This window comes from Dorea sp. AF24-7LB, from assembly GCF_003478575.1.
GTDB classification, from domain to species: domain Bacteria; phylum Bacillota; class Clostridia; order Lachnospirales; family Lachnospiraceae; genus Dorea_D; species Dorea_D hominis.
The window spans coordinates 35,263-57,344 of the sequence record NZ_QUFR01000014.1; the positions used below are offsets into that span (position 1 = coordinate 35,263).

The following is a 22,082-nucleotide window of genomic DNA, read 5'->3' on the forward strand; positions in this document are numbered from 1 at the left end:
AAGGCGGTGATTGATGATGACCTTACCACTAAATAAAAAGCAAAAACAACTGGTGGAAAAATCCATGGATCTGGTTCCGATCATGATTCGTTCCATGACCCGCACCGCTGCCTATGTAACTGAGGAAGAACAACAGGAATTATGTCAGATTGGATATCTGGCTTTGTGCCGGTCGGCTGTCGGATTTGAGGAAGGAAGATCATTCCAGCCTTATGCCAAAACTATCATCCGTCATGCCATCTTTGACTACTGGCGGAAAATTGCCCGTGACCGCTCCATGCTCTGTTCTCTGGACGAAGCATCATCTGAAGATGAACATCTCCATTATCGTGATTTGTTTTCCTACGAGGATACACAAACAACTCACCCGGAAAAGGACACAAACCAGACCTTGCTTCTTGAGCATTTAACCCAGCTTGGCACCGGACAGTCCTCAACTATTCAGAAGGGAATTGTAGCCCTCTATCTGCAACAGCAGGGATATACCAGCTTTGACTTGGCAAAACACTACCAAGTACCAGCCAATCGTGTACGGGCATGGCAGAGCAAAGCACGGAAACTATTACAGCAGGATGATGCACTCTATGCACTTCTGACTTAACCTTGAAGGAGGGAACTTTTATGCTGACACTTTATACTGCTGTCGGAACCTTAAAATTTCAAAAAACGACAGGCGGAAAATCCATTCCTCTTGTAATCAACGATGGACAAGAATATGGACTATCGGATGACGAGTTGCTGCTCTGGAGCTGTCTTGCCTTCCAGATTCTGACGCTCCATGAACTCCAGGATGCCTATACCCTGCGCCAGATACAGAAAGAAGGTCCGAAAGGCTTATCCTTCCAACACTATCTGAACCGACTTTCCTTACGCGGTCTGGTTGTAAGCGAAATTGGACTGACAGGGGTGGATGCCTTATATCGCCTTCTCGGCAGTCTGACCATTATTCCCTTGAAGGATACCTTTCCCATCCGGCTCTTTGGCTGCGTTCAGCTTTATCTGGAAGGAACTATTGGTGCAAAAGAGTTTGGCAGATATTTAAAGAAGAAACCCTCTTCACCGATGGAAGATACCATTCTGAAGCTGGCTGATAAGGTATCCCTCACGACCGCTGAGCTTGTCACAAGTATGGAGCAGGAAAAAGTAATCCACAACGAATCGGATATTATGGATGAGTTATACACAGAACCGGAGACAACTTACCAAACACTTGTGGATGATGTCCAGATTCACCATACCCAGTATCCAGTGCTGCAGGCTATTGCTAATTTGTACCTGAATAAACAAATCACATTTCATACATGTTAAAGGAAGGAACCTTATGCCAAAACCATTTTTCACAAAGCTGGTTGCCATCAGTGCAATCGGCTTTTTCTGTGTACTTTTTGGGTGCATCTTCGGGATCGCCACCCATGACCGGCTCTTTATCCTCATGAGCCTCCTCATCGGAATCTGCAGCATCTTGCGTGCACTCAGTTTCTACCACCTGATCCATACACATGCTTATCTGTCACTGGACGTAAGCTGCACGAAACGGGAACAGACACTCTTCGGGAAAAACCAGCAATATTGGTTTGCCAGTGATAACGGAAAGGAATACGCCTTCTCACTGGAAAAGAATATCAAACTCCTAGAGGGACATCGGTATCGGCTGTACTTCCGGAAACCACAGCAGGGAACAGGGCAATCGATGCCATGTGCCGGAGATATTCTCGGATATGAAGAACTCACCGATCAACTGCCGGAACTTCCGGATACATCCGTTTAGATAGAAAATGAGCCGCCCGTACTGCATCACCCCTACAGTTCTGGCGGCTCATTTTATTATAAATAACCTCTCTTATTTCTATCAAACAATAGTGTTTGTATCCGCTTCAATGCCATGAGCATTTACTGATGTGCGATAAAGAAGTAATAGAAGTGTAAAAAATTTTGCCGTTCCTATCCGGCACTTGCGCATTGTGTCGGATAGGTCGGGCGGTTATTCGGGCAAGTCCACCTTGCCAACAAAAGAATAATAAATCTCAATGTCCTGTCTGCGGGTCTTGTTCTCGTCATAGCTGCACTCATGCACAACGATTTTCTCTACAAACTCCCGCAGCAGAGTAGGGGTAAGTTCTTCAAAGCTGGTATGCCGCCGGACAACATTCATAAACTTTTCTGCGTTCACGGTGGCTTCCTGTGCTTTGGAAAGCTCCGCTTGAATAGCAGCGGCTCTTTCTTTCAGCTCCCGTTGCTCTGCTTCATAGTCTGCCGACAGCTCTGTGAAACGCTCGTCTGATATGCGCCCGGTCACGCTGTCCTCATACAGCCGCTTGAAGATAGCGGATAACTCGGCTATGCGTTTCTCGGAGGCTTCCAGTTCCTTTTTCTTGGCGGCGTTCCTGCGTTTGCCCCCGTCCTCGTTCTGCTCAATCAAGAGTTTCATAAACCGGGCTTCATGCTTTGCCGCATAGCTGGTCACTTTCCGCAGATTGGAGAGTACACCAGCGGTCAAGAGGTCGGTGCGGATAAAGTGCGCCGTACAGTCATGGGTGCGTTTCTTGTAGTTGCCGCAGATATAACAGTCCTGCTTGCGCTTGTCCGTCTGGTATCGCTGCTGATACATCACGCTGCCGCAGTCCGCACAGAACAGTATGCCGGAGAACAAACCCACTTCATCATAGCGGTTTGGGCGTTTGCGCTGTTTGCGAAGCTCCTGCACCCGTTCCCATGTTTGGGTGTCTATGATAGGCTCGTGGTGGTTCTCGAAAATCACTTGCTTTTCCGGGGGATTTTCTACACTGTGCTTGACTTTGTAAGAAAGTTTTTCTGTCTTGAAATTTACCAGACAGCCTGTGTATTCCCGGTTTTCAAGGATATGCACTACGGTATTGGTCGCCCACTTGCACTCATAGCCGGGGTGGTAGCGGCGGGTGCTGCCCGTCCTGCGGTATTCAAGCGTTCCCGGCGTGGGGATTTGCTGCTCTGTGAGCATACGGGCTATCTTGGTCGGACCATTCCCGGCAAGACAGAGGTTGTATATCTGCTTGACTACGGGTGCAGCTTCCTCGTCAATAATGAAATTTTCATCCTCGTCCATGAGGTAGCCATACACAGGCTTGCTTGTGATGGGCTTGCCATTCATGCCTTTTGAGCGTTTTACTGCTTTGATTTTCTTGCTCGTATCTCTCACCAGCCATTCGTTAAAGATATTCCGCAGCGGGGCAAAGTCATTGTCGCCCTGTGCGCTGTCCACTCCGTCATTGATAGCGATGAAGCGGACACCTTTCTGTGGGAAAATCATTTCCGTGTACATTCCCACTTGCAGGTAGTTTCGCCCTAACCTCGACATATCCTTTACGATAACTGTCCCGACTTTTCCGGCTTCAATGTCCGCAAGCATGGCTTGAAAACCGGGTCTTTGAAAGTTCGCACCAGAATAACCGTCGTCCGTGTACCAGCGCAGATTGGAAAAGCCGTTCTGCTTTGCATAGGTTTCAAGGATACGCTTCTGATTGGAAATGGAATTGCTTTCGCCTTGCAGCTCGTCCTCATGGGATAGTCTTGGGTAAAGGGCGGTAATTGGTTGTTGGTTGGTCTGTCTTAACATAAAATCCTCCGTTTCCGACAGCCAGCCCCACTATTCCGTACCTTGATTGTACCACATGGGGCGGCTGTCTGTATAGCGGCAAAAGCGTCAAATCTGCTTCTTTATGGTCGGTCAAATCGCCGTTTTTTGTGTAGCAGCTTCCGCTTCCAGCACTTTCATCATCTTGTCGGCTGCGGTGTCGGTTGCGCCCTGCTTGAAGAAGCCGGAAACGGTAAGGACGGAGTTGCCCATGCGGATTTCCGTCACACAGTCCGGGCGGCGGTCTGTTTTGGTGGTGCTTGTCTGTTTCGTTTCTGTCATAGGCTCTCCTTTCGCTGCTTCATCAGTTGCTTTAAGCGTTCCAGCTTTTCCTGTGCGGTTTCCTTTCGGAAGTTGCTGCCCGTGAAGCGGACGGGGGCGCACATGGAAGTCAGCCTGTCATAGATACGGGCGTGGGGCGTGTCCTGCGGGTGCTGCAATTCCTCCAGCGTGAGGTTGGTCGTGGCGATCAGCGGCTTGCCGCTTCGGTAACGGCTGTCAATCACGCTGTAAACCTGTTCCAGCCCGTATTCTGTTCCTCGCTCCATACCGAAATCATCAAGTATCAGCAGAGGGTAGCTGCAAAGGCGGGAAATATATTCGTTCCTGCCCTCAAAGCTGGCGGCAAGGTCACCCAGTATCGTTGCAAAGTTTGTCATGCAGACGGCAACCTCTTTTTCCATAAGGGCGTTGGCGATACAGGCGGCAAGGTAGCTTTTTCCCGTCCCCACGCCGCCCCAAAACAGGTAGCCGATATTTTCAGCCTGCATGGTTTCCCAGCTCTCCACATAAAAGCGGGCGGTTTCGGTCTGCGGGTTTCTGCCGTTGTCATGCTCAAATGTCCAGTTCCGCATAGCAGGGTCGGTAAAGCCCCGGCGTTTCAAGTCCTCCACTTTTTCAAGGTGCTTCTGTCGGCTTTCGGCGGCTTGCTGCTTTTCACGGGCTGCCCGCTGGCAGTCGCACTCTGCCGGGTGGCGGTCACGCCCGAAACAAGTCTTTCCCTCTGCAAAATAGGCTTCTTTGGGCGTATGGCACTTACCGCAGTATAAAAGCCCGTCCTCGCCTGTGTAGTCCTCCGCTTCGGCGGTAGTGGCTGTAATGTCCGTAATCATAGCTTCAATTCCGTTTTTCATAAGCTCTCGCCCTCCTTGCATGAATAATCGGGTATGCCCTGTTTCGGGGCAGCCTTGCCTTTGGCAGCGTCCTCCTGCGCCCACTTGTAAATGGTGGCTGCATGGCTGTGGTACTGTTTCCCGGTGGAAGCGATATGGCAGGAAAGCCGGTCAATATAATACTCCCACTTGTCGGGCAACTCTGTTTTTAGCCCGGAAAGCTCTGTATCGGTCAGTATCACATTGTTGTATCTGCCATAAGCGGCGGGGGCGGGGTGTCCCGTTTCTCCCTCTCTCTCTTTTTCTATCTCTATCTCTTTCTCTAACTCTATCTCTATCTCTGGTGGACGAATGTCGGACAAATGTCCGCCTTTTGTCCGGGGCGGTAAAAGTGCCTTGTTTTCCAGTCTTGCAGCCCGTTTCCGCTCGGCTTCGGTAGAGGACTGTCCTATCATCAGCTCAATGTCGGTCATATAGAAAGCCCCGCTGTCAAGCTGCTCCACAAGCCCCAACTGCCGGAAAATCTCTAAAGCCCTCTCAACCGTCCCTATCTGGTGGCGGGTCAGTGTCGCTATCATCTGCGCTGTGTAGGGGATATGCTCGTCAAGCTGCAATTTCCCGCCGTTTTTCAGCGATTTTAAGTACAGCTTCAAGAGGATATTGGAGTATAAAATCCCGTCTTTCATATCTTCCAGCAGCACAATGGAGTCGCTGTCAAAAAAGTTCTCTTTCAGCTTGAGGTAGTAATACTTGCGGTTATCTGCCATTGTCCCTGTCCTCCTTTTTCCGGCGTTTGGAGTAGTAGTGGGGGCAGAGTATGATAACCGCCCGGAAGCTCTGCTTGCAGCTATGGGTACAGCCCCGGCAGAGGTCATTGTATGTGATACGATCGCAGGTGGAATTCCCGACTTTCACTTGCCGCAGGAAAAAAGACCATTCCAGCCGCCGTTTCTTGCTCATTCTTGGCATGGGTGCGCTCCTTTCTGCCGTTTCCGCTGGTGTGGCGGTATCGGCGGTAATTCTGTATCATCTCGGTATCATTTTCGGGTTTTTTCTGCCCTATAAGCCCGTTAAAAAATCCTTTGGTATTTGCGGATAGGGTACGGGGCAGCCCCCTTGTTCTGTATAGGTTCGGGTACATTTTGGGGCGGTTTTTATCGTTCCTGTTCCTGCCTTTTCACAGGCTTGCGCTCCCGGTGTAAAATCTGGTCGATATTGCCCTTGACAGTCTGTAAGCGGCGGTATTCCTCCCGTTTTGCCCGGTAATCGTTGTAGCCGCTGTTTTTCTCTTGGATAAGGGTTTCAATCTCTGCTTGCAGGGCTTTATAGCTCGGCAGCTTGGAAATGCCGTTTTCCCTGAAATAGCGGGCGGCTGCGTCTGCTATGATAAAGTCGCTTTCGTACTTCTGACGGTAGGCTGCTTTTGCTTTGGCGTTTTTCTGCTGTTTCAGCCCGTCCCGGACAGGGCGGGTCTTGGAATAGGCAAGCACCTGCCGTTGCAGCTCCTTTTTCCCGTTCAGCGTCTTTTCCATCTGCTTCAGCTCTGTAAGGCTTTCCCGCATGGCGGTATAGGCGGCAGAACAGGCTTCGTCCAGTTCCTCCGGGGAAGAAAAGCCGTACTGCTGATAGGCGGTAACGGTAGCTGCCATTTGCTTTAGGTTGTGCTTTGCCGCCCAGCGGTCATAGCCCACGCCCTTGCCCTCGGCTCGCTTGGCTTCCCGGTCAACCATGCGCTGCAAGGTGTTGTCTGCCGGGGTGGTTTTTGTGGTTTTTTCCCCTTGTGACAGCTTTTTAACCGCGGCAGGGTATTCGAGTATGGCTTTGCTCTGTTCGGCGGCTCTGTGGGCGTTCTGCGTAAGCAGGACAAGGACAGCAGCCTTGTCAAAATCGTCCCCCAGCTTCCGGGCTGTGATAGGCTTTGTCCTGTCCGGCGTGAGGTAGGAAAGCCGCCCCCGGCTCTCCTTGACGGTCACACCCTCCCGCAGCAAAAGGGAAGAAAATTCGTCAAAGCTGCCAGCTTGGGAAAGTGCCTGCCGTATCGTCCGGCGCAGCTTCGCCTTGTCCGTTTCAAACTTGGTGGGCTTGGTCGGCTGTCCTGCGGCTTCTCTGACAGCGTTCTCTTTATCAAGGGCAAGCTGTCCTTTCTTTGCCGCCCAGTATTCCCGTTCGGTTATCCGTTCCTTGCTGCCGCTTAGGAGGTCGATTTGGTAAAGCCCCTCCCGGTGGCACATCTCCATGACTTCACTCTTGAAATATTCCATAGCGGCGTTGGTGCAGCGGTGCTTGCAGCCCTCCCGTGTGTCGGCTGGTCTGTCCATGTAGGGCAGAAGCGGGACTTCATAAATCCGCAGGGAGTTGATGACGATATGCACATGGATATTGCCGCTGTGGTTATGCCCGTCCGGGTGGGTGCAGACTAAGGCTTGGTGTCCGGGGAAATGCTCTTTACAGAACTGCTCGCCCAGCTCCTGCGCCCGGTCTACGGTCAAGCCGTTGTCTGTCCCGTCCCGTGGGTCAAAGCTGATGATATAGTGGTGGCTTTTCACATCTTCCCGTTTTTGGTTTTTCTCATAGCGGAGATTAGCCCGCATACAGGCAACAGCGAAATCCTCGCCCCCACAGTTGAGGGAAGAAATGCGGTAATCCTCCCTCGGTATCAGCCGCCCGTTTTCATCAAGGGTGGGCTTCATGGTAAACTCGTCATGCTCAAATGTGAGATAGGCTTCCGCTGCGCCATAGTCCGCATTTTTAGAGCTGATATGTTTGAATGTTGCCAACAGCGTCACCCACTTTCTGCAAGACTTCAAACTTTAGGGCAGCAAGGTCGGAAACCGCCGCCCGTACCTCCCCGGCAAGCTGCGGGTAGGGGCTGTGCCACTCGTTCAGCGTCCGGGCTATCTGGTTTAAGTTGCCGCCGATCCTGCCGTATTCGGCGGTCAGCTTCCCGACAGCGGCAAGCAACTCGTCATTGACGGGGGAAACGGTTATGATGGGGCGTATGGCTGCCCCGGTTATGGCTTGCCGGATAAACTCGGCTTGGCTCATGTTGTAAGCAGAAAGCCTTTCCGCAAACTCGGCGTATTCTTCCTCGGTCATGCGTGTCTTGACTACCCGGCTGCGGTGCGGCGTGTTATATCGTTTTCGCATGGTAAAACCTCCTTCGGCTGTGCGTGGTGTCCTCTCACTAATAGGAGAAAAACAGGGTGTAAAGCGGAACTGTTTTTGAAAAATCCGAAAAATTATTTTGAGGGATTTTCCAGCGGCGTAAGCCGCATAAGCAGGGTTTGGGGAAGGCACTCCCCAACAAGATTCCCGCAGGGGCAAAATGAGCGATAAGCGAATTTTGGTACTGCGGTAGAATCTTGCTCTGAAAAACTCCGGCGTTCCCCGGCTTCCGTACTTTCCGCTAACAAGACGTTTCAAAAGGGCTTTGCTACCCGCTATTCCGGCATATCTTGAAAATTTTCCTTTCACTACCTACAACACCACGCAAAGCAAAATGGACGGAGATTTTTAGAATTTCCCCTTATTCCCTACAACACCACGCAAGCCGAAAAAGGCGGACAATGGCAGTATTTTTTTCTTTGATACCCTCCACGGATAAGTAAGGGATTTTGCCAACTGCGGCGGCAATTTTCCCTTTTGTTTTTTCATACTGGGGATTTTCAAAAATGCCAAACAGGAACGAAAAAAAGCAGCAAATCTGTTGAATAGATTTACTGCTTTCTGGTTGCCGGCGAAGCGGCGGTTATTCAGTTGTAGGCGGTAGGGCTATCTCCCAAAGCGGAACTTGAAAATAGCTGTGAGAAGCGTCTGGGTGATGTAGTCCTCTGTATCTTGGTCTACCCGTCCATTCACACGGGCGGCACATTGTATGCGGCGGCGGTAATACTGCAATACAGTTCCCACCGCTTCCGGCTCCCCGCTGGTGGCTTGGACGATTGTTTCATAGGGGAGAAGCCTATTATTTCTCATATGCCATTCCCTCCATTTCCGCTTGGAGCTGCCGTAGGACTTTTCGGATATGGTAGCCCGCTGTGCTGCGGCTGCGCCCGTACTGTCTGCCAATTTCGTGCTGTGGAATACGCTTGAAAAAGGACAGGTAAATCATTTCCCGCTCCCGTTCGTCCAGCCGTGACAGGGCTTCCGCAAGTAAGCCGCTGCTGAAAATGACCGTATCGCCGCAAAGGGTAAGTATGTATTCCTCGTCCGGCTCCGGGGCTTGGAAATATTCATCTGTCGTGCCTAAAGGGTAGTGCTTTTCGTCTGTGAGGTATTCAAGGGATATTTCTCTTTTGTGCTTCCTGCTCCGTGTCCTCGCTGCGTTGATCGTTGCATTTCGGATAACGACTTTGCAAAAGGCATGGAAAGTGTACTCGATATGTTCCCGATATTCTTCTGTACAGGTCATGGAAAATCCCCCTTTCCTCCCAAAAGGGCTGTGGCTGGTTAGTAGTTGCTTTTTATGATAGTAAGGGGCGGCAGCACTTTAGGCTGTCGCTCCTTGACTGCCTAACTGCAAAACCGGGCGGGGCTGTCAACGGCGGGCGAAGCCCGTTCATCTTGACCGTTGACTGGCTCGGCCAGGTTTGCTATTTATCCGGCAAACTTGAATTTATTTTAAGCTATCACGTTTTACCTTTTTAAGCCTTACTATCATTACCATAGGAATTTCTTTGTTGTTTTTGAAACATTCTTCATAAAATCCATCAATGACAAATCCAGCTCTAAAACAAAGGTTAAAAATATCTTGTATGGAACGATGATAATAAATCTGCTCCTCCGGTTGCCCTTCAATCGCTATACCATAGTAACTGTGCGGTGTCATATATTTTTCAGTCAACGTGATAAAACAAGGGTGTTGCGTTGCAAAGACAAAAATTCCGCTTTCCTCCAACAGTTCATAAACAGCCATAAGAAGTGGTTCAATATCCGTAATATCCATAATTGCCATATTAGAAACTGCTTTCGTAAAGGCTCGATTTCTTTTTAATTCTAATATACTTTCTCTATTGGTCGCATCCGCTACACAAAATTCAATTTGTTTTGCATATTGTGATTGCCGTCTTTTAGCCAATTCTATCATTTTTTTGCTGTAATCAAAAGCGACAATCGAAGCGCCTCTTTGTGCAAGATACGAAGAATAATTTCCATTGCCACACGCAATATCCAAAATGTAATCCGCAGGATTAGGAGATAGAAGTTCCGTTACTTTGGGACGCACTACCTCTCTGTGAAATTCATTAGATTTGTCACCCATTGCATTATCCCAAAATTGTGCGTTTTTCTCCCAGATTTTTTTACTTTCCTCTGTTCCCATGTTCTCTCCCACTCCCAAAATTTGCCTTTTTGCTTCCATTAAATCTTCCTTACTATATTCCATTGTTACCCTCCATAACTTCTGATTGTTGCCGTCTTGACTATTATGTATCTTTTCTTTCCAAAATGGTATAGGCTTTTATTTTTATAATGCTGCAAAACTTTTCTTCTGTAAGGTATTCAAAGGATATTTCCCTTTGCCGCCGCTATTGGAAAGCCAAAAGCAGCGGCTTTTTTACGCGATATGACCGAAAAGTCTAGAAAGCAGGATATGTCATCATTTGTCATTTCTTCTCAATGTAATAACTGCATGGCATATCAAGCCAAATACAAGAGAAAAACAGCCACCGCCAAATAGTGATGCTCCCCACCCTGCACCCGACATTGTCATAAAACCGCCAACAAAGAAAATACCAATGCCAAGAAATATCCCGACACCATAAAAAAGTCCAATTGCCATATCATACTTATTAAATTGTCGTTTCTCTTTTTTTTCACATGTTTCCATTTTTGTTATTACCTCCTTCGCAAAATCGTCCATGTGGACTCCAAAAAGAAAACAAATTTTTTTCAACGTATTTAAATCGGGTTCATTAACATCTCTCTCCCAATTCGATAGCGCCTGCCGGGTAACATTCAATTCCCCAGCCAGTTCTTCCTGTGTCATTCCCGATTGTGTTCGCAGATGACGTATTTGCTTTCCTGTTGTAATATCCGTCTGTTTCTGGTTCAAAATGGTTCCTCCTCTCTGATGCTGATTTTATCAATATACGATACATTTATGCAGACAACACCACGGATCGGCTTTTGGCTGGACAATTCCAATCAAACACCACAGCAGACAGCAGAAACCATTCTGAACACCAGGAAGCCGGTATGATTGTTACATATAAGGGGAAGAAAAATTTCTTTTAAGTACTTGCTTTCCTAAAACTGATGTGATATAATAGCTTCATTCCAGAAAAGGAGTAAAAAATATGCGGCAAGGTATTCTTAAATAAACTGTCAATTTGATAGTGGGAACAAAAAGTAGCAGTCCCGTTTCACTTTTAATATGGGGCTTAGTTTTTTGTACCCAGTTTAAGAATACTTTTATCATGTAATTTTATATGCCCGAAAACATATAAGTGTTTTGGGGCTATTGGAGTTATTTACCCAGTGATAGGAGTATTTATCACTGGGTATTTTTATGCCCTTTTTTGGGTGTTGATAGGAGGAAAATCACATGAAAATAATTAACTTAGGCATTCTGGCTCACGTTGACGCAGGAAAGACAACATTAACGGAAAGTTTATTGTATACCAGTGGTGCAATTGCAGAACTAGGGAGCGTAGATGAAGGCACAACAAGGACAGATACAATGAATTTGGAGCGTCAAAGGGGAATCACTATCCAGACAGCAGTGACATCTTTTCAGTGGGAGGATGTAAAAGTCAACATTATAGATACGCCAGGCCATATGGATTTTTTGGCGGAAGTATACCGTTCTTTATCCGTATTAGACGGAGCAGTATTATTAGTTTCTGCAAAGGATGGCATACAGGCACAGACCCGTATACTGTTTCATGCACTACAGATAATGAAGATTCCGACAATTTTTTTCATCAATAAAATTGACCAAGAGGGGATTGATTTGCCAATGGTATATCGGGAAATGAAAGCAAAGCTTTCTTCGGAAATTATAGTGAAGCAAAAGGTTGGGCAGCATCCCCATATAAATGTAACGGACAATGACGATATGGAACAGTGGGATGCGGTAATTATGGGAAACGATGAACTATTAGAGAAATATATGTCAGGGAAACCGTTTAAAATGTCAGAACTGGAACAGGAAGAAAACAGGAGATTCCAAAACGGAACGTTATTTCCCGTTTATCACGGAAGCGCTAAAAACAATCTGGGGATTCGGCAGCTTATAGAAGTAATTGCCAGTAAATTTTATTCATCAACGCCTGAAGGTCAATCTGAACTATGCGGGCAGGTTTTTAAGATTGAATATTCAGAGAAAAGGCGGCGTTTTGTTTATGTGCGTATATATAGCGGAACATTGCATTTGAGGGATGTTATTAGAATATCTGAAAAAGAGAAAATAAAAATCACAGAGATGTGTATTCCGTCAAATGGTGAAATCGTCCCGGCTGACCATGCCTGTCCGGGAGAAATTGTTATTTTAGCTGATGATACTTTGAAACTGAACGATATCCTGGGAAATGAAAAACTCCTGCCTCACAAAACACGGATTGATAATCCCATGCCATTACTTCGGACAACGGTAGAGCCGCAAAAGCCGGAGCAAAGGGAAGCCCTGTTAAATGCCCTCGCAGAGATTGCTGATACAGACCCTCTTTTGCATTTTGACATTGATACTGTTACCCATGAGATTATGTTATCTTTTTTGGGGAATGTGCAGATGGAAGTCATTTGTGCCATCCTTGAGGAAAAATATCATGTGGAGGCAGAAATAAAAGAGCCTACTGTTATATATATGGAAAGACCGCTTAGAAAAGCAGAATATACCATCCACATAGAAGTCCCGCCAAATCCTTTCTGGGCTTCTGTCGGGTTGTCCATAGAGCCGCTCCCTATTGGAAGCGGAGTGCAGTATGAAAGCAGAGTTTCACTTGGATATTTAAATCAATCGTTCCAAAATGCGGTTATGGAGGGGGTTCTTTATGGCTGCGAGCAGGGGCTGTATGGATGGAAAGTGACAGACTGTAAAATCTGTTTTGAATATGGATTGTATTATAGTCCTGTAAGTACCCCCGCAGACTTTCGGCTGCTTTCCCCTATCGTATTGGAGCAGGCTTTAAAAAAAGCAGGGACAGAACTATTAGAGCCATATCTCCACTTTGAAATTTATGCACCGCAGGAATATCTCTCACGGGCGTATCATGATGCTCCAAGGTATTGTGCAGATATTGTAAGTACTCAGATAAAGAATGACGAGGTCATTCTGAAAGGAGAAATCCCTGCTAGATGTATTCAAGAATACAGGAACGATTTAACTTATTTCACAAATGGGCAGGGAGTCTGCTTGACAGAGTTAAAAGGATACCAGCCAGCTATTGGTAAATTTATTTGCCAACCCCGCCGCCCGAATAGCCGTATAGATAAGGTTCGGCATATGTTCCACAAGTTAGCTTAACAGCTTGCAAAAGTCATATAAAATGAGATTTGAAAGGAGAATGTAACTTCATGTTTGCTAAAAATTCAAAGGCATATTCTGTCTACCTGCTGTTCCGATTTGTCTGTTCCCTGGCGGTTTCTATGTCCACAGTGCTTTCCATCGTGTACCACCTGGAGGTGGTGCAGCTGGATGCTTTCCAGCTTGTCCTGGTAGGGACGGTTCAGGAGACCTCCTGCTTTCTGTTCGAGATGCCCACCGGTGTGGTGGCGGATTTGTATAGCCGTCGGCGCTCGGTGCTGATTGGAATGTTCCTCTACGGCCTGGGCTTTCTGATGGAGGGTGCGCTACCGTGGTTCGCGACGGTTCTGCTGGCCCAGGTTGTCTGGGGTTGCGGTGATACCTTCATCACCGGCGCTCTGGAGGCGTGGATTGCCTCGGAGGAAGAGGACAAACCCATAGACAAGGTGTTCCTGCGGGGCAGTCAAATGGGGCAAATCGGCGGCGTTCTGGGCGTGGTGCTGGGCACACTGCTGGGAAACATAAACCTGCAAATGCCTGTCATCTTGGGGGGCAGTTTGTGCTTGTTGTTGGGGCTGGTGTTGGGTCGCATCATGCCAGAAACCAACTTCTCCCCTGCTATTGAGGAACGGCAGGGCTTGCTTAAAGACTTTGTCTGCCTGTTCAAGCTCAACCTGGGCTTTGTGAAAGGCGCACCTGTGTTGCTGACGCTCTTAGCAATCACACTATGCGGGGGACTTGCCAGTGAAGGCTTTGACCGGCTCTCCACCGCTCATTTTCTGGATGACACGGTAATACCCGTTATCGGGCCGCTGAACAGCGTCACTTGGTTCGGTGTTATCAGTCTTATCGGCAGCGGCTTAGGTATTCTGGCTTCTCAGTTGCTCATCGCCCGCATGGAGAAAAAAGGGACTGTCAGCCGAACCAGTGTGGTCATGTCCACCAGCGCCGGGTATATCCTGTGCCTGGTTCTCTTCGCGGTGGGGCGGAGCTTTTGGTTCATGTTGTTGGTGTTCCTGCTGGCGGGGCTTATGCGCACCATCAAGGAGCCTGTGCTGGCCGCCTGGATGAACGACCATGTGGATGAGAAAATGCGCGCCACAGTCTTTTCCACCAGCGGACAGCTGGACTCTTTCGGGCAGATCATCGGCGGGCCTATTGTGGGGCTGGTAGCCCAGCAGGTGTCCATACCCTGGGGGCTGGTCTGTACCGCTTTCCTGCTGTTGCCCGCGCTGTTCTTAGTGCCGGTGGCGGGAAAGAAGCGGGATTGATATGGCATAGTTAAGTTTACTGACGAGCGGGAGATTACTTCCGCTCGTCTTCATTTAGTAGCGCAAAATTTGAGGACTCTTTATTTCCTTATTCGGTATAGCGGAGGCGGCTGTCAATTCGACATAATTTTCTTGTGATACTTTACCGTACATGAGCATTTGCTCCGGGAATGTCTTAGTTAAACTTGAAAGAATTAGATTTTCATTCTCATTACACAAATATTATTAGATAACCAATTCAGAAATATCAATGCTCGTTTTATAGTTTTGTTTTACTCCGCCAGGAGAAGTAATAAAAATCGTAGCATATTCCCCATTTTCATAAAGGGTAATTTCTTTTATATCTTTTTCTTCATCTTGGTTCGTAGTATCGCAATAAAATTTTATGGTATATTTAGGGTTCATACCTATGCTTTTTTCTGTCTCTTTCCATGATTTTATATTTAAAGCAGAAATAACCTTGTCTATATTATGCTTATCATCATACTTTACCAGCAATTCCTTATTTGCGGCATCATATATCTCTATAACTTTTACACCTTTTACATAATTGTCCATTCTCTGCCTTTTTCCGCCCCGCCAGATACCTGTGCCGGTATTTCAGCTCTGCATACTCTGTGATCCGTTTCATGTAGACTGCATCATAAGCTCCGCCTACAGCACCAACCACCGGAATTCCCTGTAAGAACTTCATATACAGAAGCTCTTTTGACAAAGCTCCCGCCGTTTGTTCGATCTGCTCCTTATCCTGATACTCTTCCGGCAGTATTCCGTTTCTGATAAATTCATTTACTTTCCCGTCAATCTCACAAAGTGTATCCCCATAGGATACTGCTCCCCGGATCAATAATAAGATAAAATATTTTTCTTCCCTGCTTTCATAGCTGTATCCATACTGCAGAGCAGTCTCATAAATATTCTTTAAAATCATCCCTGTAAATACCGGAATATCCGGCAGACCGATTCCCAATACGCCCATCCCGATTCCAGACACACCGGATAGCAGTAAATTCTTTGTTCCCGTATCTCTTGCCTTTTTAGAAAAAGAGCGGAGGGATTTGGAATTCTGCTTTACATCCGCCATATACTGCCGCACCTGATAATCCTGCTCCAGTTTTGTCCGCTGATACGTCTTTTCAATAACCCCGGTTCCTTTCTCGAAAATCAGAGCAAATGCCTTCGCAAAAGCGGTATCCAATGTTTTCTGAAGTTTCGGCGGTATCTTTTCCTCCAGTTTCTGATTCAGAATGCTCTCCCTTTTCTCTGAACGCTTCTGAAGGAATCTCTGCTCCTGTACTTCCAGCTTTTCCCACTCCTTCTGAAGCGGTGTCCTTTTATCAAATAATCGCATCTTAATACACCTCCGCACCAAACGGCATCAATGCCAGTTTCGCCAGTTTAAACTGCTGTAAACCAAACGGGATTCCGATAATCGTCACACATAAAGCTGTACCCAACGCCAGATGCTCCAGTGCAAGAGGCAGACCGGATACAATCAGCCAGATGATATTCAAAAGGAACGAACCAGCTCCGCCACCATACTGCACCTCTTTTCCAAAGGGGAAAAAACTAAGCGCCGCAAATTTAAAACACTGCATCCCCACCGGAATCCCCACAACGGTAATACACCAGAGACAACCTGCCAGACACCAGCTCAGCCCACTGACTGCGCCGCCAAACACAAACCACAACACATTTCCCAGGCATCCCATATGCTACACCTCCCCATTCATCCGATTTTTCACATCAGCAAGTATCTTTTCTATCCGGTTGATGGCATCATCCACCTGTTCTCTTGCATCTGCAATCTTGCTCTGCACCATATAATCTGCCACCAGCCCGTCCAGAAAGAAATCCGCAAAGGAAAGGAAGCTGCCGATTTCCATGCGTAGATCCAAGGAAACCTGCACATCTCTTAATTCTCTCTGAAAACGCTGAATATCGCTTTTCGCCTGTTCCATCAACGCAGCTGCGTCATTCATTTTAGAATGCTTCACAAAGTCACTGATAAAGCCTCCTCCAAGCATATCAAAAATGCCCCAGTTTCTCGCACTTCCCAACTTATCCCTTGCTGCGTAAAGGCTCTGAAGCGCCCGCTCCCCTGCCTGTACTGCTTCCTGCATTTCCCGTTTCATCATTTCGTTACTCATCGTTTATCCTCTCTTTCTTTTTAGCAGACTATTGCGGCAGATTTTCTATATTTCATAATAAAAAAAGACTCCTATCATGACCTCTGCCACAATAAAAGTCTTGCTATCTCATTTGCTACGGGTATCTCTCGATACCGGTTGTCGGTTACAAAACCACCTCTTTCAAGGCGTTCAGCTACTCCCTTTTTTGCTTGAGATGAATATAACATATTGGAAATAATTTGTCAAATCATGCATTTTTCTTTTCCAACCGTTCCGCTTCTCTGGCAAATACATGCGAGATATCAAACAGTTCCGGTACATCTGATATGGTACACACATTCACACAATAATTGAGCCATGGAAATTCTTTTGTCATCTGATAAATAACTGCCATGGCTTTTGCTTCTGACATTGCTTCCACCGAATGATATCCCGATCCCTGAATATGCTCAAATCCGTTTGCTTCAAAAAAGTCCCTTACATCCGCATATGCATTATGCCAGTCACCTTTCGGATAATATTCCTTTAGTGCTTGTGTATTCAGGTCAAAATTGATGCCTTTCCTCTGTAAGCTGTCCATCTGTTAGTTCCTTATAAAGTCTGTAATCAGGTTCTCCTTTTCTGTTCCGTTATACCAGAAACACTCTAACAAATTCTCTGCAATTCCTACGGAGTTTTTCAACTGAAAGATTGCTGCCCAGAATCTTCCATAGTCCTGCTTGCGTCCCCGGTCAAGATAAATCCTGCTTCCAAGGGCTTTGACTGCACAGCTTAAATCCTCCTGCTCAAAAATCTGATCTGCCTGTTCACACATCTGATTTACCGTTTCCGGAGCGAGCTTGCTTGTATCAAATTTAAGTTCTACTTTATACATTATACTCATCCTTTCATACAACAAATGACTGAGTGACTCTTCTCTTTCTACTGTAATTCTACCATGAAACCTATATAAAGTCATTCCCCATTTTCACTTGCTTTAATATAAATTTTTCCTTTTATTTTGGAAACACAATCTCCACACAGAACTCATTCCCTTCTATCCGGGCGCTGATTTTCCCATCCATACGAAGTACCAGCTCTTTCGCAATTGATAAGCCGAGACCGCTGGAAGTCTTACTGCGTGCTTCATCCGCTTTATAAAACCGTTCAAACACCTGATCTACATTTATTTTTTCCACATGACATACTTGATTTTTTATCTGTATCCGGATGTTGTTTTCAACTTCTTCCAGTGAAATACTGATTTTCTTCTCCCCGTGATCCAGTCCGTTTTTTATGATATTCTGAAAAATTCTCTGGATTCCCTGTTCATTTCCGTTCATAAACAGCAGTTTATCTGTAATCTGTATCTCCGGTTCAATTCCTCTGCCCGTCCATTCATCGTAGTAGGAAAATATGGTATCTTTCAAAATCTTGTTGATACAGCAGGATGACATTTCCAGATGAAAAGAATCGTTTTTAAGTTTTGTAAAAGTAAATAATTCTTCCAGCATTTCTTTCAGGCTGCCGATTCTCTCCTGTATGATCTTCATATACCGTCTCTGCTCTTCCTGGTCTTCACAGGTTTCCATTAACTGAAAATATCCGTCAAGGGATGTCAAAGGAGTACGGATATCATGTGAGAGATTTGTATATGTATCCGAAATCATCTCCTCTTTCTTCAAGTATTCCTTCTTTTCCCTTCGCTTCAGTTCCAGCCATTCGTTTAAAACATCTGCCAACTCACCAATGCCTCCAAAATCCATTTCTCTGGTAATCAGCATGTTGCTGTCGTGCTTCATCAGAAACGACAACTGGCGGCAGATGTCTTTCACCTGCCGCTGGTATTTCCAAAATAACATTCCTTGTACCAGTATCACTGCTATCAATAGCACGAACCCTAGTTTTATCATTTAGATATCTCTCTTTCTGAATACCCATGCTGTCAGTAATGTAACCACGATTCCGAACGCCGCCGCAATCACAACTGCCGTCAGGCATTCCTTATTGGTCGGTGACATGGATAAAAGTGCAATCTTTCCTGTCACTGTATATTTCAAAATCTGGAAATTCTCCACACCTGCCTTCTGGATCAAATGATTGATCACTCCGTATAAGACAATCATGGTATTCATGCACAGGCAGATAACAATCGTCATGCTGAACACGTTGCTGTTCAAAACCACCGCAATCGCCATACTGATTAGTACCAGTGCATAATGAAGCAAAATCTGAATACCAAAGTATCTCAGCAACTCGCTTCCATTCCCCCACTCCAGATATCCGAAGTACATCTGCTGTGCAATAATCTGAATGATGAAATAAAGCAGCATGGTAACAGTCGTATACACAAACAACACGGAAGCTTTGGAAAAGATCAGGTTTCTCCGGCTCCTTACCTGCCCGCCGATATTTTTAATATAACCGCTTCCTATATCTGCACTGGAAAACAGCACTGTAAAAATCACCAGAAACAACGCCACAAACTTCGCCTGCAGGTTTGCATATACCTGATCAAAGACCGTTACTTTTTCTCCCGGCTGTGTCGGCAGGAATACGGACATTCCCATATTGATGGTTTCTGGTTTCACTGTTTCTGCAATGTTTTCTGTCTGCTGTTGTTCCGCTTCCTTGTTCATCGTATCAATATCCAGTTTCGACATGGATGTGGAGAAGAATATAGCTGCCGCCATCACAATCCATACCACATACATACTTTTTGTCCGGACCATCCGGTACAGATCCATTTTTATCATATTAAGCATTTTGATTCCCTCCTGTCAGATTCAAGAAATAGGTTTCCAGTTCTTCACTGGTAATGGAAATTCCATTGACCAAAATTCCTGCTTTTGCCAGTTCCATATTGACATTGGCTCTTTCATTCAATCGTTCAAATATATGGATATGGCTCTTATCTGTAACCTGATAGTTGGTAAATCCCATTCTGTCCAGAATCGGGACTGCCTGCTCCGGATGGATTAACTCTATTTCAATCCGTTCACTGCAGCGTTTCATCAGTTCTTCGCTTGTCAGCTCCTGCAGAAGACTTCCATTATGGATAATTCCATAATCCGTTGCAATCTTAGATAATTCCTCTAAAATATGACTGGATATCAAAATCGTCATATTCCGTTCATCTCGCAGTCTCTGTATGGTATCACGCACCTCTGCAATTCCCTGGGGATCAAGCCCATTGATCGGTTCATCAAGGACCAGGAGATCCGGCTCCCCGACCAGTGCCAGCCCGATTCCGAGACGCTGCTTCATTCCAAGGGAAAAATGTTTCGTTTTTTTCTTTCCGACACCTTCCAGTCCGACCGTCTCTAAGATATCTTCGATGTATCCCTTTTTCCGAATACCAAACAATTCACATTTTATTTTCAGGTTTGTATATGCATTCATGTTGCCATACAGCCCCGGTGCTTCAATCAGACACCCCACACGAGAACGAATCCTCTCCAGTTCTTTTCCTTTACACCCGAACATCTCAATCTCTCCGGCTGTCGGTCTTGCAAGTCCACTGATCATCTTCAGGCAAGTCGTCTTTCCCGCACCGTTCCGTCCGATAAATCCATAGATAGCACCCTTTTTTATGTGAAGGTTTACTTTATCCACTGCCTTATGATGACCATACTGCTTCGTCAATCCATTTGTACTTAATAACAATTCACTCAATGCTTTCATCTCCTTTTCTTATCTGCTGTTATCATATCGGATAAATCCTAATCAAACGCAAATAAATAGTAAAAAAAGAGTAAAGATTAAGAATGCAGACGGTAGCCGATTCCCCATACGGTATCAATATATTCCTCCTGCGTTACTGCTTTTATCTTTTTCCGGATATTGCTGATATGTACATCCAGTGTCTTTGTCTCTCCCATATAGTGTTCATCCCACGCATATTCAAAAATCTCTTCTTTGCTGAAGACCTGTTTCGGATGCTCCAGTAAAAGCTCCAGAATTGCAAATTCCTGCTTTGTAATTTTGGGAAGCAGCACTCCGGCAATCCGGACTTCAAAGCGCTCACGGTCCAGTTCCAGGTTTTTATATGACACGCTTTTATGTTCCGGCTCCTGCTGCATATGGCGGAGCTGAACCTGAATCCGGGCAAGCACCTCCTGTATCTCAAACGGTTTTGTAATGTAATCATCTGCCCCACTGGTAAGAAGCCCGATTTTTTCATCCAATCCGTCTTTGGCTGTCAGGACAATAACCGGCGTATTGCCCTGTTTCCGAATCTGGGCAAGCACCTCTTCTCCTGAAATTCCCGGAAGCATCAGATCCAATAGAATCAAAGAAAAGCCCGCCTTATCCATCTGGAACAGCATCCTCGCTTCCGTCCCGGAAAAAGCCTGTACCGTCTCATACCCTGCTTTCTGTAATGCCGTATATAAAAGATTATTGATATCCGTATCGTCTTCTACAATCAGAATTCTGTTTTTCTGCTCCATTTTTCTCATCCTTCCATTTTCCGATTTAAACAATATTATATTGCACTTTTATAACTATGTCCAAAATTCTTTTGATATTATCCTTCCACCTCGTCTACATATGCTATATATAGTTCTAATTCTTTTGACATATGCTATATCTTGTGTTAATATAATCTTGTATTTAAGTTTTTGTGCTGTCCCGTCATGGGAGTCTGGACCATTCATCCAGAAGCATATGCAGTTTAAGTTTGGAAAATCGTGTCATTATACTGCCGTTTTATACGGTGCTATAATGGCACTTTTTTTATTTTAATCTATTTTAACGCCCAAAGAGGCAGAAAGGAGAATTTTTATGTCAGCAATTTTAACAATTTTAGGGAGGGCCACAAGAGATCCTGAGATGCAGCAAGGAAAAAATTCCGGTACGGAATATGTTTCTCTGGACATTGCAGTTTCACAGCGAGGCCAGGATGGAAAGGAAGAAACCATTTACTATCAGTGCTATTTTAACAAGTTCCTTGCAGAACGCTTAGCAAAAGCAGGCGTAAAGAAAGGAACCGGGCTGATGATCTATGGTGATCTGGAGCTTCATCCGTTCATTTATCAGAAAGGAAAGAATGCGGGGCAGGCAAATGCCGGTCCGAGGATCAATGTCAAGGACTGGCACTTTGTACCATCCAACCGTTCTGACAGCAATACCGGACATCCGGGTGCAAACCAGAACAGCCAGCCGAATGGTGGTGCGGCAACGCCCGGTGCAGCCGGCAATGGCAGCTACCCAATGCAGGGAAATCCCAATGGCAGCTACCAGAATCAGGCAATGCCTGGCGGCTATCCACAGCAGGGAATGGCTCCTGCTAACGGTGCCTACACGCCTCCTGCAAATGGCGGACAGTATCAGGCTCCGCCAAACGGAACCGGTCAGCCACAGAGCAGCTACCCGCCGCAGGGCAGTTATACCGGAATGCCAAATTACGGAGGTATGCCGGGCAGTCAGCCAACTGACGGCTTTCAAAATGTGCCGGAACAGATGGCATCCCAGTTGCCCTATTAACTCTCAAGGAACCCTATGTTGAGGAAT

At 46.2% G+C, this 22,082-nt stretch carries 27 protein-coding genes; 6 read left to right on the top strand and 21 right to left on the bottom strand.

The window, feature by feature from the left end; all coding sequences use genetic code 11:
* Positions 1 to 13: 13 nt before the first annotated feature.
* Genes DWY31_RS12065 through DWY31_RS12075 form a run of 3 tightly spaced genes read left to right on the top strand, consistent with a single transcriptional unit; the run spans position 14 to position 1,768 of the window.
* Entirely contained in the window at positions 14 to 601 is a 588-nt protein-coding gene (locus DWY31_RS12065; RefSeq protein WP_005333504.1) for a sigma-70 family RNA polymerase sigma factor, read from the top strand.
* Between the two features lie 20 nt (positions 602 to 621).
* Positions 622 to 1,308, top strand: a complete 687-nt coding sequence (locus DWY31_RS12070; RefSeq protein WP_117997776.1) for a cell division protein — start codon at positions 622 to 624, stop codon at positions 1,306 to 1,308.
* A gap of 13 nt (positions 1,309 to 1,321) precedes the next feature.
* Complete coding sequence (locus tag DWY31_RS12075; protein WP_005333500.1) at positions 1,322 to 1,768, top strand: hypothetical protein; 447 nt, start codon at positions 1,322 to 1,324, stop codon at positions 1,766 to 1,768.
* A gap of 213 nt (positions 1,769 to 1,981) precedes the next feature.
* Here DWY31_RS12075 and DWY31_RS12080 read toward each other — a convergent pair whose 3' ends face one another.
* The 11 genes from DWY31_RS12080 to DWY31_RS12135 form a co-directional block, all read right to left on the bottom strand.
* Positions 1,982 to 3,592 carry a recombinase family protein gene (locus DWY31_RS12080; RefSeq protein ID WP_002569232.1) on the bottom strand — a complete coding sequence of 537 codons (1,611 nt, stop codon included), beginning with the start codon at positions 3,590 to 3,592 and terminating at the stop codon, positions 1,982 to 1,984.
* A 111-nt stretch (positions 3,593 to 3,703) separates the two neighbouring features.
* Positions 3,704 to 3,892: a transposon-encoded TnpW family protein gene (locus tag DWY31_RS12085; protein ID WP_002569233.1), complete on the bottom strand. Its 189-nt coding sequence runs from the start codon at positions 3,890 to 3,892 to the stop codon at positions 3,704 to 3,706.
* Complete coding sequence (locus DWY31_RS12090) at positions 3,889 to 4,743, bottom strand: ATP-binding protein (RefSeq protein WP_002569234.1); 855 nt, start codon at positions 4,741 to 4,743, stop codon at positions 3,889 to 3,891. Before DWY31_RS12090 ends, DWY31_RS12085 begins: the two co-directional genes overlap by 4 nt.
* Positions 4,740 to 5,489, bottom strand: coding sequence for a phage replisome organizer N-terminal domain-containing protein (locus tag DWY31_RS12095; protein ID WP_002569235.1), 750 nt, complete (start codon positions 5,487 to 5,489; stop codon positions 4,740 to 4,742). Before DWY31_RS12095 ends, DWY31_RS12090 begins: the two co-directional genes overlap by 4 nt.
* Complete coding sequence (locus tag DWY31_RS12100) at positions 5,479 to 5,691, bottom strand: hypothetical protein (RefSeq protein ID WP_002569236.1); 213 nt, start codon at positions 5,689 to 5,691, stop codon at positions 5,479 to 5,481. The genes DWY31_RS12095 and DWY31_RS12100 overlap by 11 nt, the downstream gene beginning before the upstream one ends.
* Positions 5,692 to 5,876: 185 nt before the next feature.
* Positions 5,877 to 7,499 carry a relaxase/mobilization nuclease domain-containing protein gene (locus DWY31_RS12110; RefSeq protein WP_002569237.1) on the bottom strand — a complete coding sequence of 541 codons (1,623 nt, stop codon included), beginning with the start codon at positions 7,497 to 7,499 and terminating at the stop codon, positions 5,877 to 5,879.
* A complete protein-coding gene (locus DWY31_RS12115) occupies positions 7,471 to 7,869 on the bottom strand; it encodes a plasmid mobilization protein (RefSeq protein WP_002569238.1) in 399 nt (132 codons plus the stop codon). Before DWY31_RS12115 ends, DWY31_RS12110 begins: the two co-directional genes overlap by 29 nt.
* A 624-nt stretch (positions 7,870 to 8,493) precedes the next feature.
* Positions 8,494 to 8,697: a helix-turn-helix domain-containing protein gene (locus DWY31_RS12120; RefSeq protein ID WP_003505336.1), complete on the bottom strand. Its 204-nt coding sequence runs from the start codon at positions 8,695 to 8,697 to the stop codon at positions 8,494 to 8,496.
* On the bottom strand, positions 8,687 to 9,133 hold the full coding sequence (locus tag DWY31_RS12125) for an RNA polymerase sigma factor (protein ID WP_003505338.1): 447 nt from the start codon (positions 9,131 to 9,133) through the stop codon (positions 8,687 to 8,689). Before DWY31_RS12125 ends, DWY31_RS12120 begins: the two co-directional genes overlap by 11 nt.
* Before the next feature lie 204 nt (positions 9,134 to 9,337).
* Positions 9,338 to 10,105 carry a class I SAM-dependent methyltransferase gene (locus DWY31_RS12130; RefSeq protein ID WP_003505400.1) on the bottom strand — a complete coding sequence of 256 codons (768 nt, stop codon included), beginning with the start codon at positions 10,103 to 10,105 and terminating at the stop codon, positions 9,338 to 9,340.
* A gap of 213 nt (positions 10,106 to 10,318) precedes the next feature.
* Positions 10,319 to 10,774: an XRE family transcriptional regulator gene (locus DWY31_RS12135; protein WP_003505401.1), complete on the bottom strand. Its 456-nt coding sequence runs from the start codon at positions 10,772 to 10,774 to the stop codon at positions 10,319 to 10,321.
* Positions 10,775 to 11,266: 492 nt separating this feature from the next.
* Here DWY31_RS12135 and tet(O) point away from each other — a divergent pair, with 492 nt between their 5' ends.
* Both tet(O) and tet(40) read left to right on the top strand, forming a co-directional pair.
* The gene (gene tet(O) / locus DWY31_RS12145) at positions 11,267 to 13,186 is read left to right on the top strand and encodes a tetracycline resistance ribosomal protection protein Tet(O) (RefSeq protein WP_117823345.1); all 1,920 of its coding nucleotides are present in this window, start codon (positions 11,267 to 11,269) and stop codon (positions 13,184 to 13,186) included.
* 50 nt (positions 13,187 to 13,236) lie between these two features.
* Entirely contained in the window at positions 13,237 to 14,457 is a 1,221-nt protein-coding gene (gene tet(40), locus DWY31_RS12150) for a tetracycline efflux MFS transporter Tet(40) (RefSeq protein WP_117823347.1), read from the top strand.
* Between the two features lie 225 nt (positions 14,458 to 14,682).
* On the opposite strand, the gene DWY31_RS12155 is transcribed toward tet(40), so the two are convergent.
* From DWY31_RS12155 to DWY31_RS12200, 10 genes are all read right to left on the bottom strand, one after another.
* Complete coding sequence (locus DWY31_RS12155; RefSeq protein ID WP_005333498.1) at positions 14,683 to 15,015, bottom strand: DUF5301 domain-containing protein; 333 nt, start codon at positions 15,013 to 15,015, stop codon at positions 14,683 to 14,685.
* Positions 14,972 to 15,808 (bottom strand): EcsC family protein, encoded by an 837-nt coding sequence (locus DWY31_RS12160; RefSeq protein ID WP_005333496.1) that lies wholly within the window; start codon positions 15,806 to 15,808, stop codon positions 14,972 to 14,974. Before DWY31_RS12160 ends, DWY31_RS12155 begins: the two co-directional genes overlap by 44 nt.
* Position 15,809: 1 nt before the next feature.
* Positions 15,810 to 16,169 carry a YccF domain-containing protein gene (locus DWY31_RS12165; protein WP_005333494.1) on the bottom strand — a complete coding sequence of 120 codons (360 nt, stop codon included), beginning with the start codon at positions 16,167 to 16,169 and terminating at the stop codon, positions 15,810 to 15,812.
* 3 nt (positions 16,170 to 16,172) lie between these two features.
* Entirely contained in the window at positions 16,173 to 16,607 is a 435-nt protein-coding gene (locus DWY31_RS12170) for a hypothetical protein (RefSeq protein ID WP_005333491.1), read from the bottom strand.
* Between the two features lie 229 nt (positions 16,608 to 16,836).
* Complete coding sequence (locus DWY31_RS12175) at positions 16,837 to 17,169, bottom strand: hypothetical protein (protein WP_005333489.1); 333 nt, start codon at positions 17,167 to 17,169, stop codon at positions 16,837 to 16,839.
* Between the two features lie 3 nt (positions 17,170 to 17,172).
* On the bottom strand, positions 17,173 to 17,463 hold the full coding sequence (locus tag DWY31_RS12180; protein ID WP_022415108.1) for a hypothetical protein: 291 nt from the start codon (positions 17,461 to 17,463) through the stop codon (positions 17,173 to 17,175).
* A gap of 121 nt (positions 17,464 to 17,584) precedes the next feature.
* A complete protein-coding gene (locus DWY31_RS12185; RefSeq protein WP_005333486.1) occupies positions 17,585 to 18,481 on the bottom strand; it encodes a sensor histidine kinase in 897 nt (298 codons plus the stop codon).
* A complete protein-coding gene (locus DWY31_RS12190; protein WP_005333484.1) occupies positions 18,482 to 19,333 on the bottom strand; it encodes an ABC transporter permease in 852 nt (283 codons plus the stop codon). It abuts the gene before it with no gap.
* Complete coding sequence (locus DWY31_RS12195) at positions 19,326 to 20,252, bottom strand: ABC transporter ATP-binding protein (protein WP_118520733.1); 927 nt, start codon at positions 20,250 to 20,252, stop codon at positions 19,326 to 19,328. Before DWY31_RS12195 ends, DWY31_RS12190 begins: the two co-directional genes overlap by 8 nt.
* Positions 20,253 to 20,329: 77 nt before the next feature.
* Entirely contained in the window at positions 20,330 to 21,028 is a 699-nt protein-coding gene (locus DWY31_RS12200) for a response regulator transcription factor (RefSeq protein WP_005333481.1), read from the bottom strand.
* A 325-nt stretch (positions 21,029 to 21,353) separates the two neighbouring features.
* On the opposite strand from DWY31_RS12200, the gene DWY31_RS12210 reads away from it, so the two are divergent.
* The gene (locus tag DWY31_RS12210) at positions 21,354 to 22,055 is read left to right on the top strand and encodes a single-stranded DNA-binding protein (protein WP_005333477.1); all 702 of its coding nucleotides are present in this window, start codon (positions 21,354 to 21,356) and stop codon (positions 22,053 to 22,055) included.
* Positions 22,056 to 22,082 lie beyond the last annotated feature (27 nt).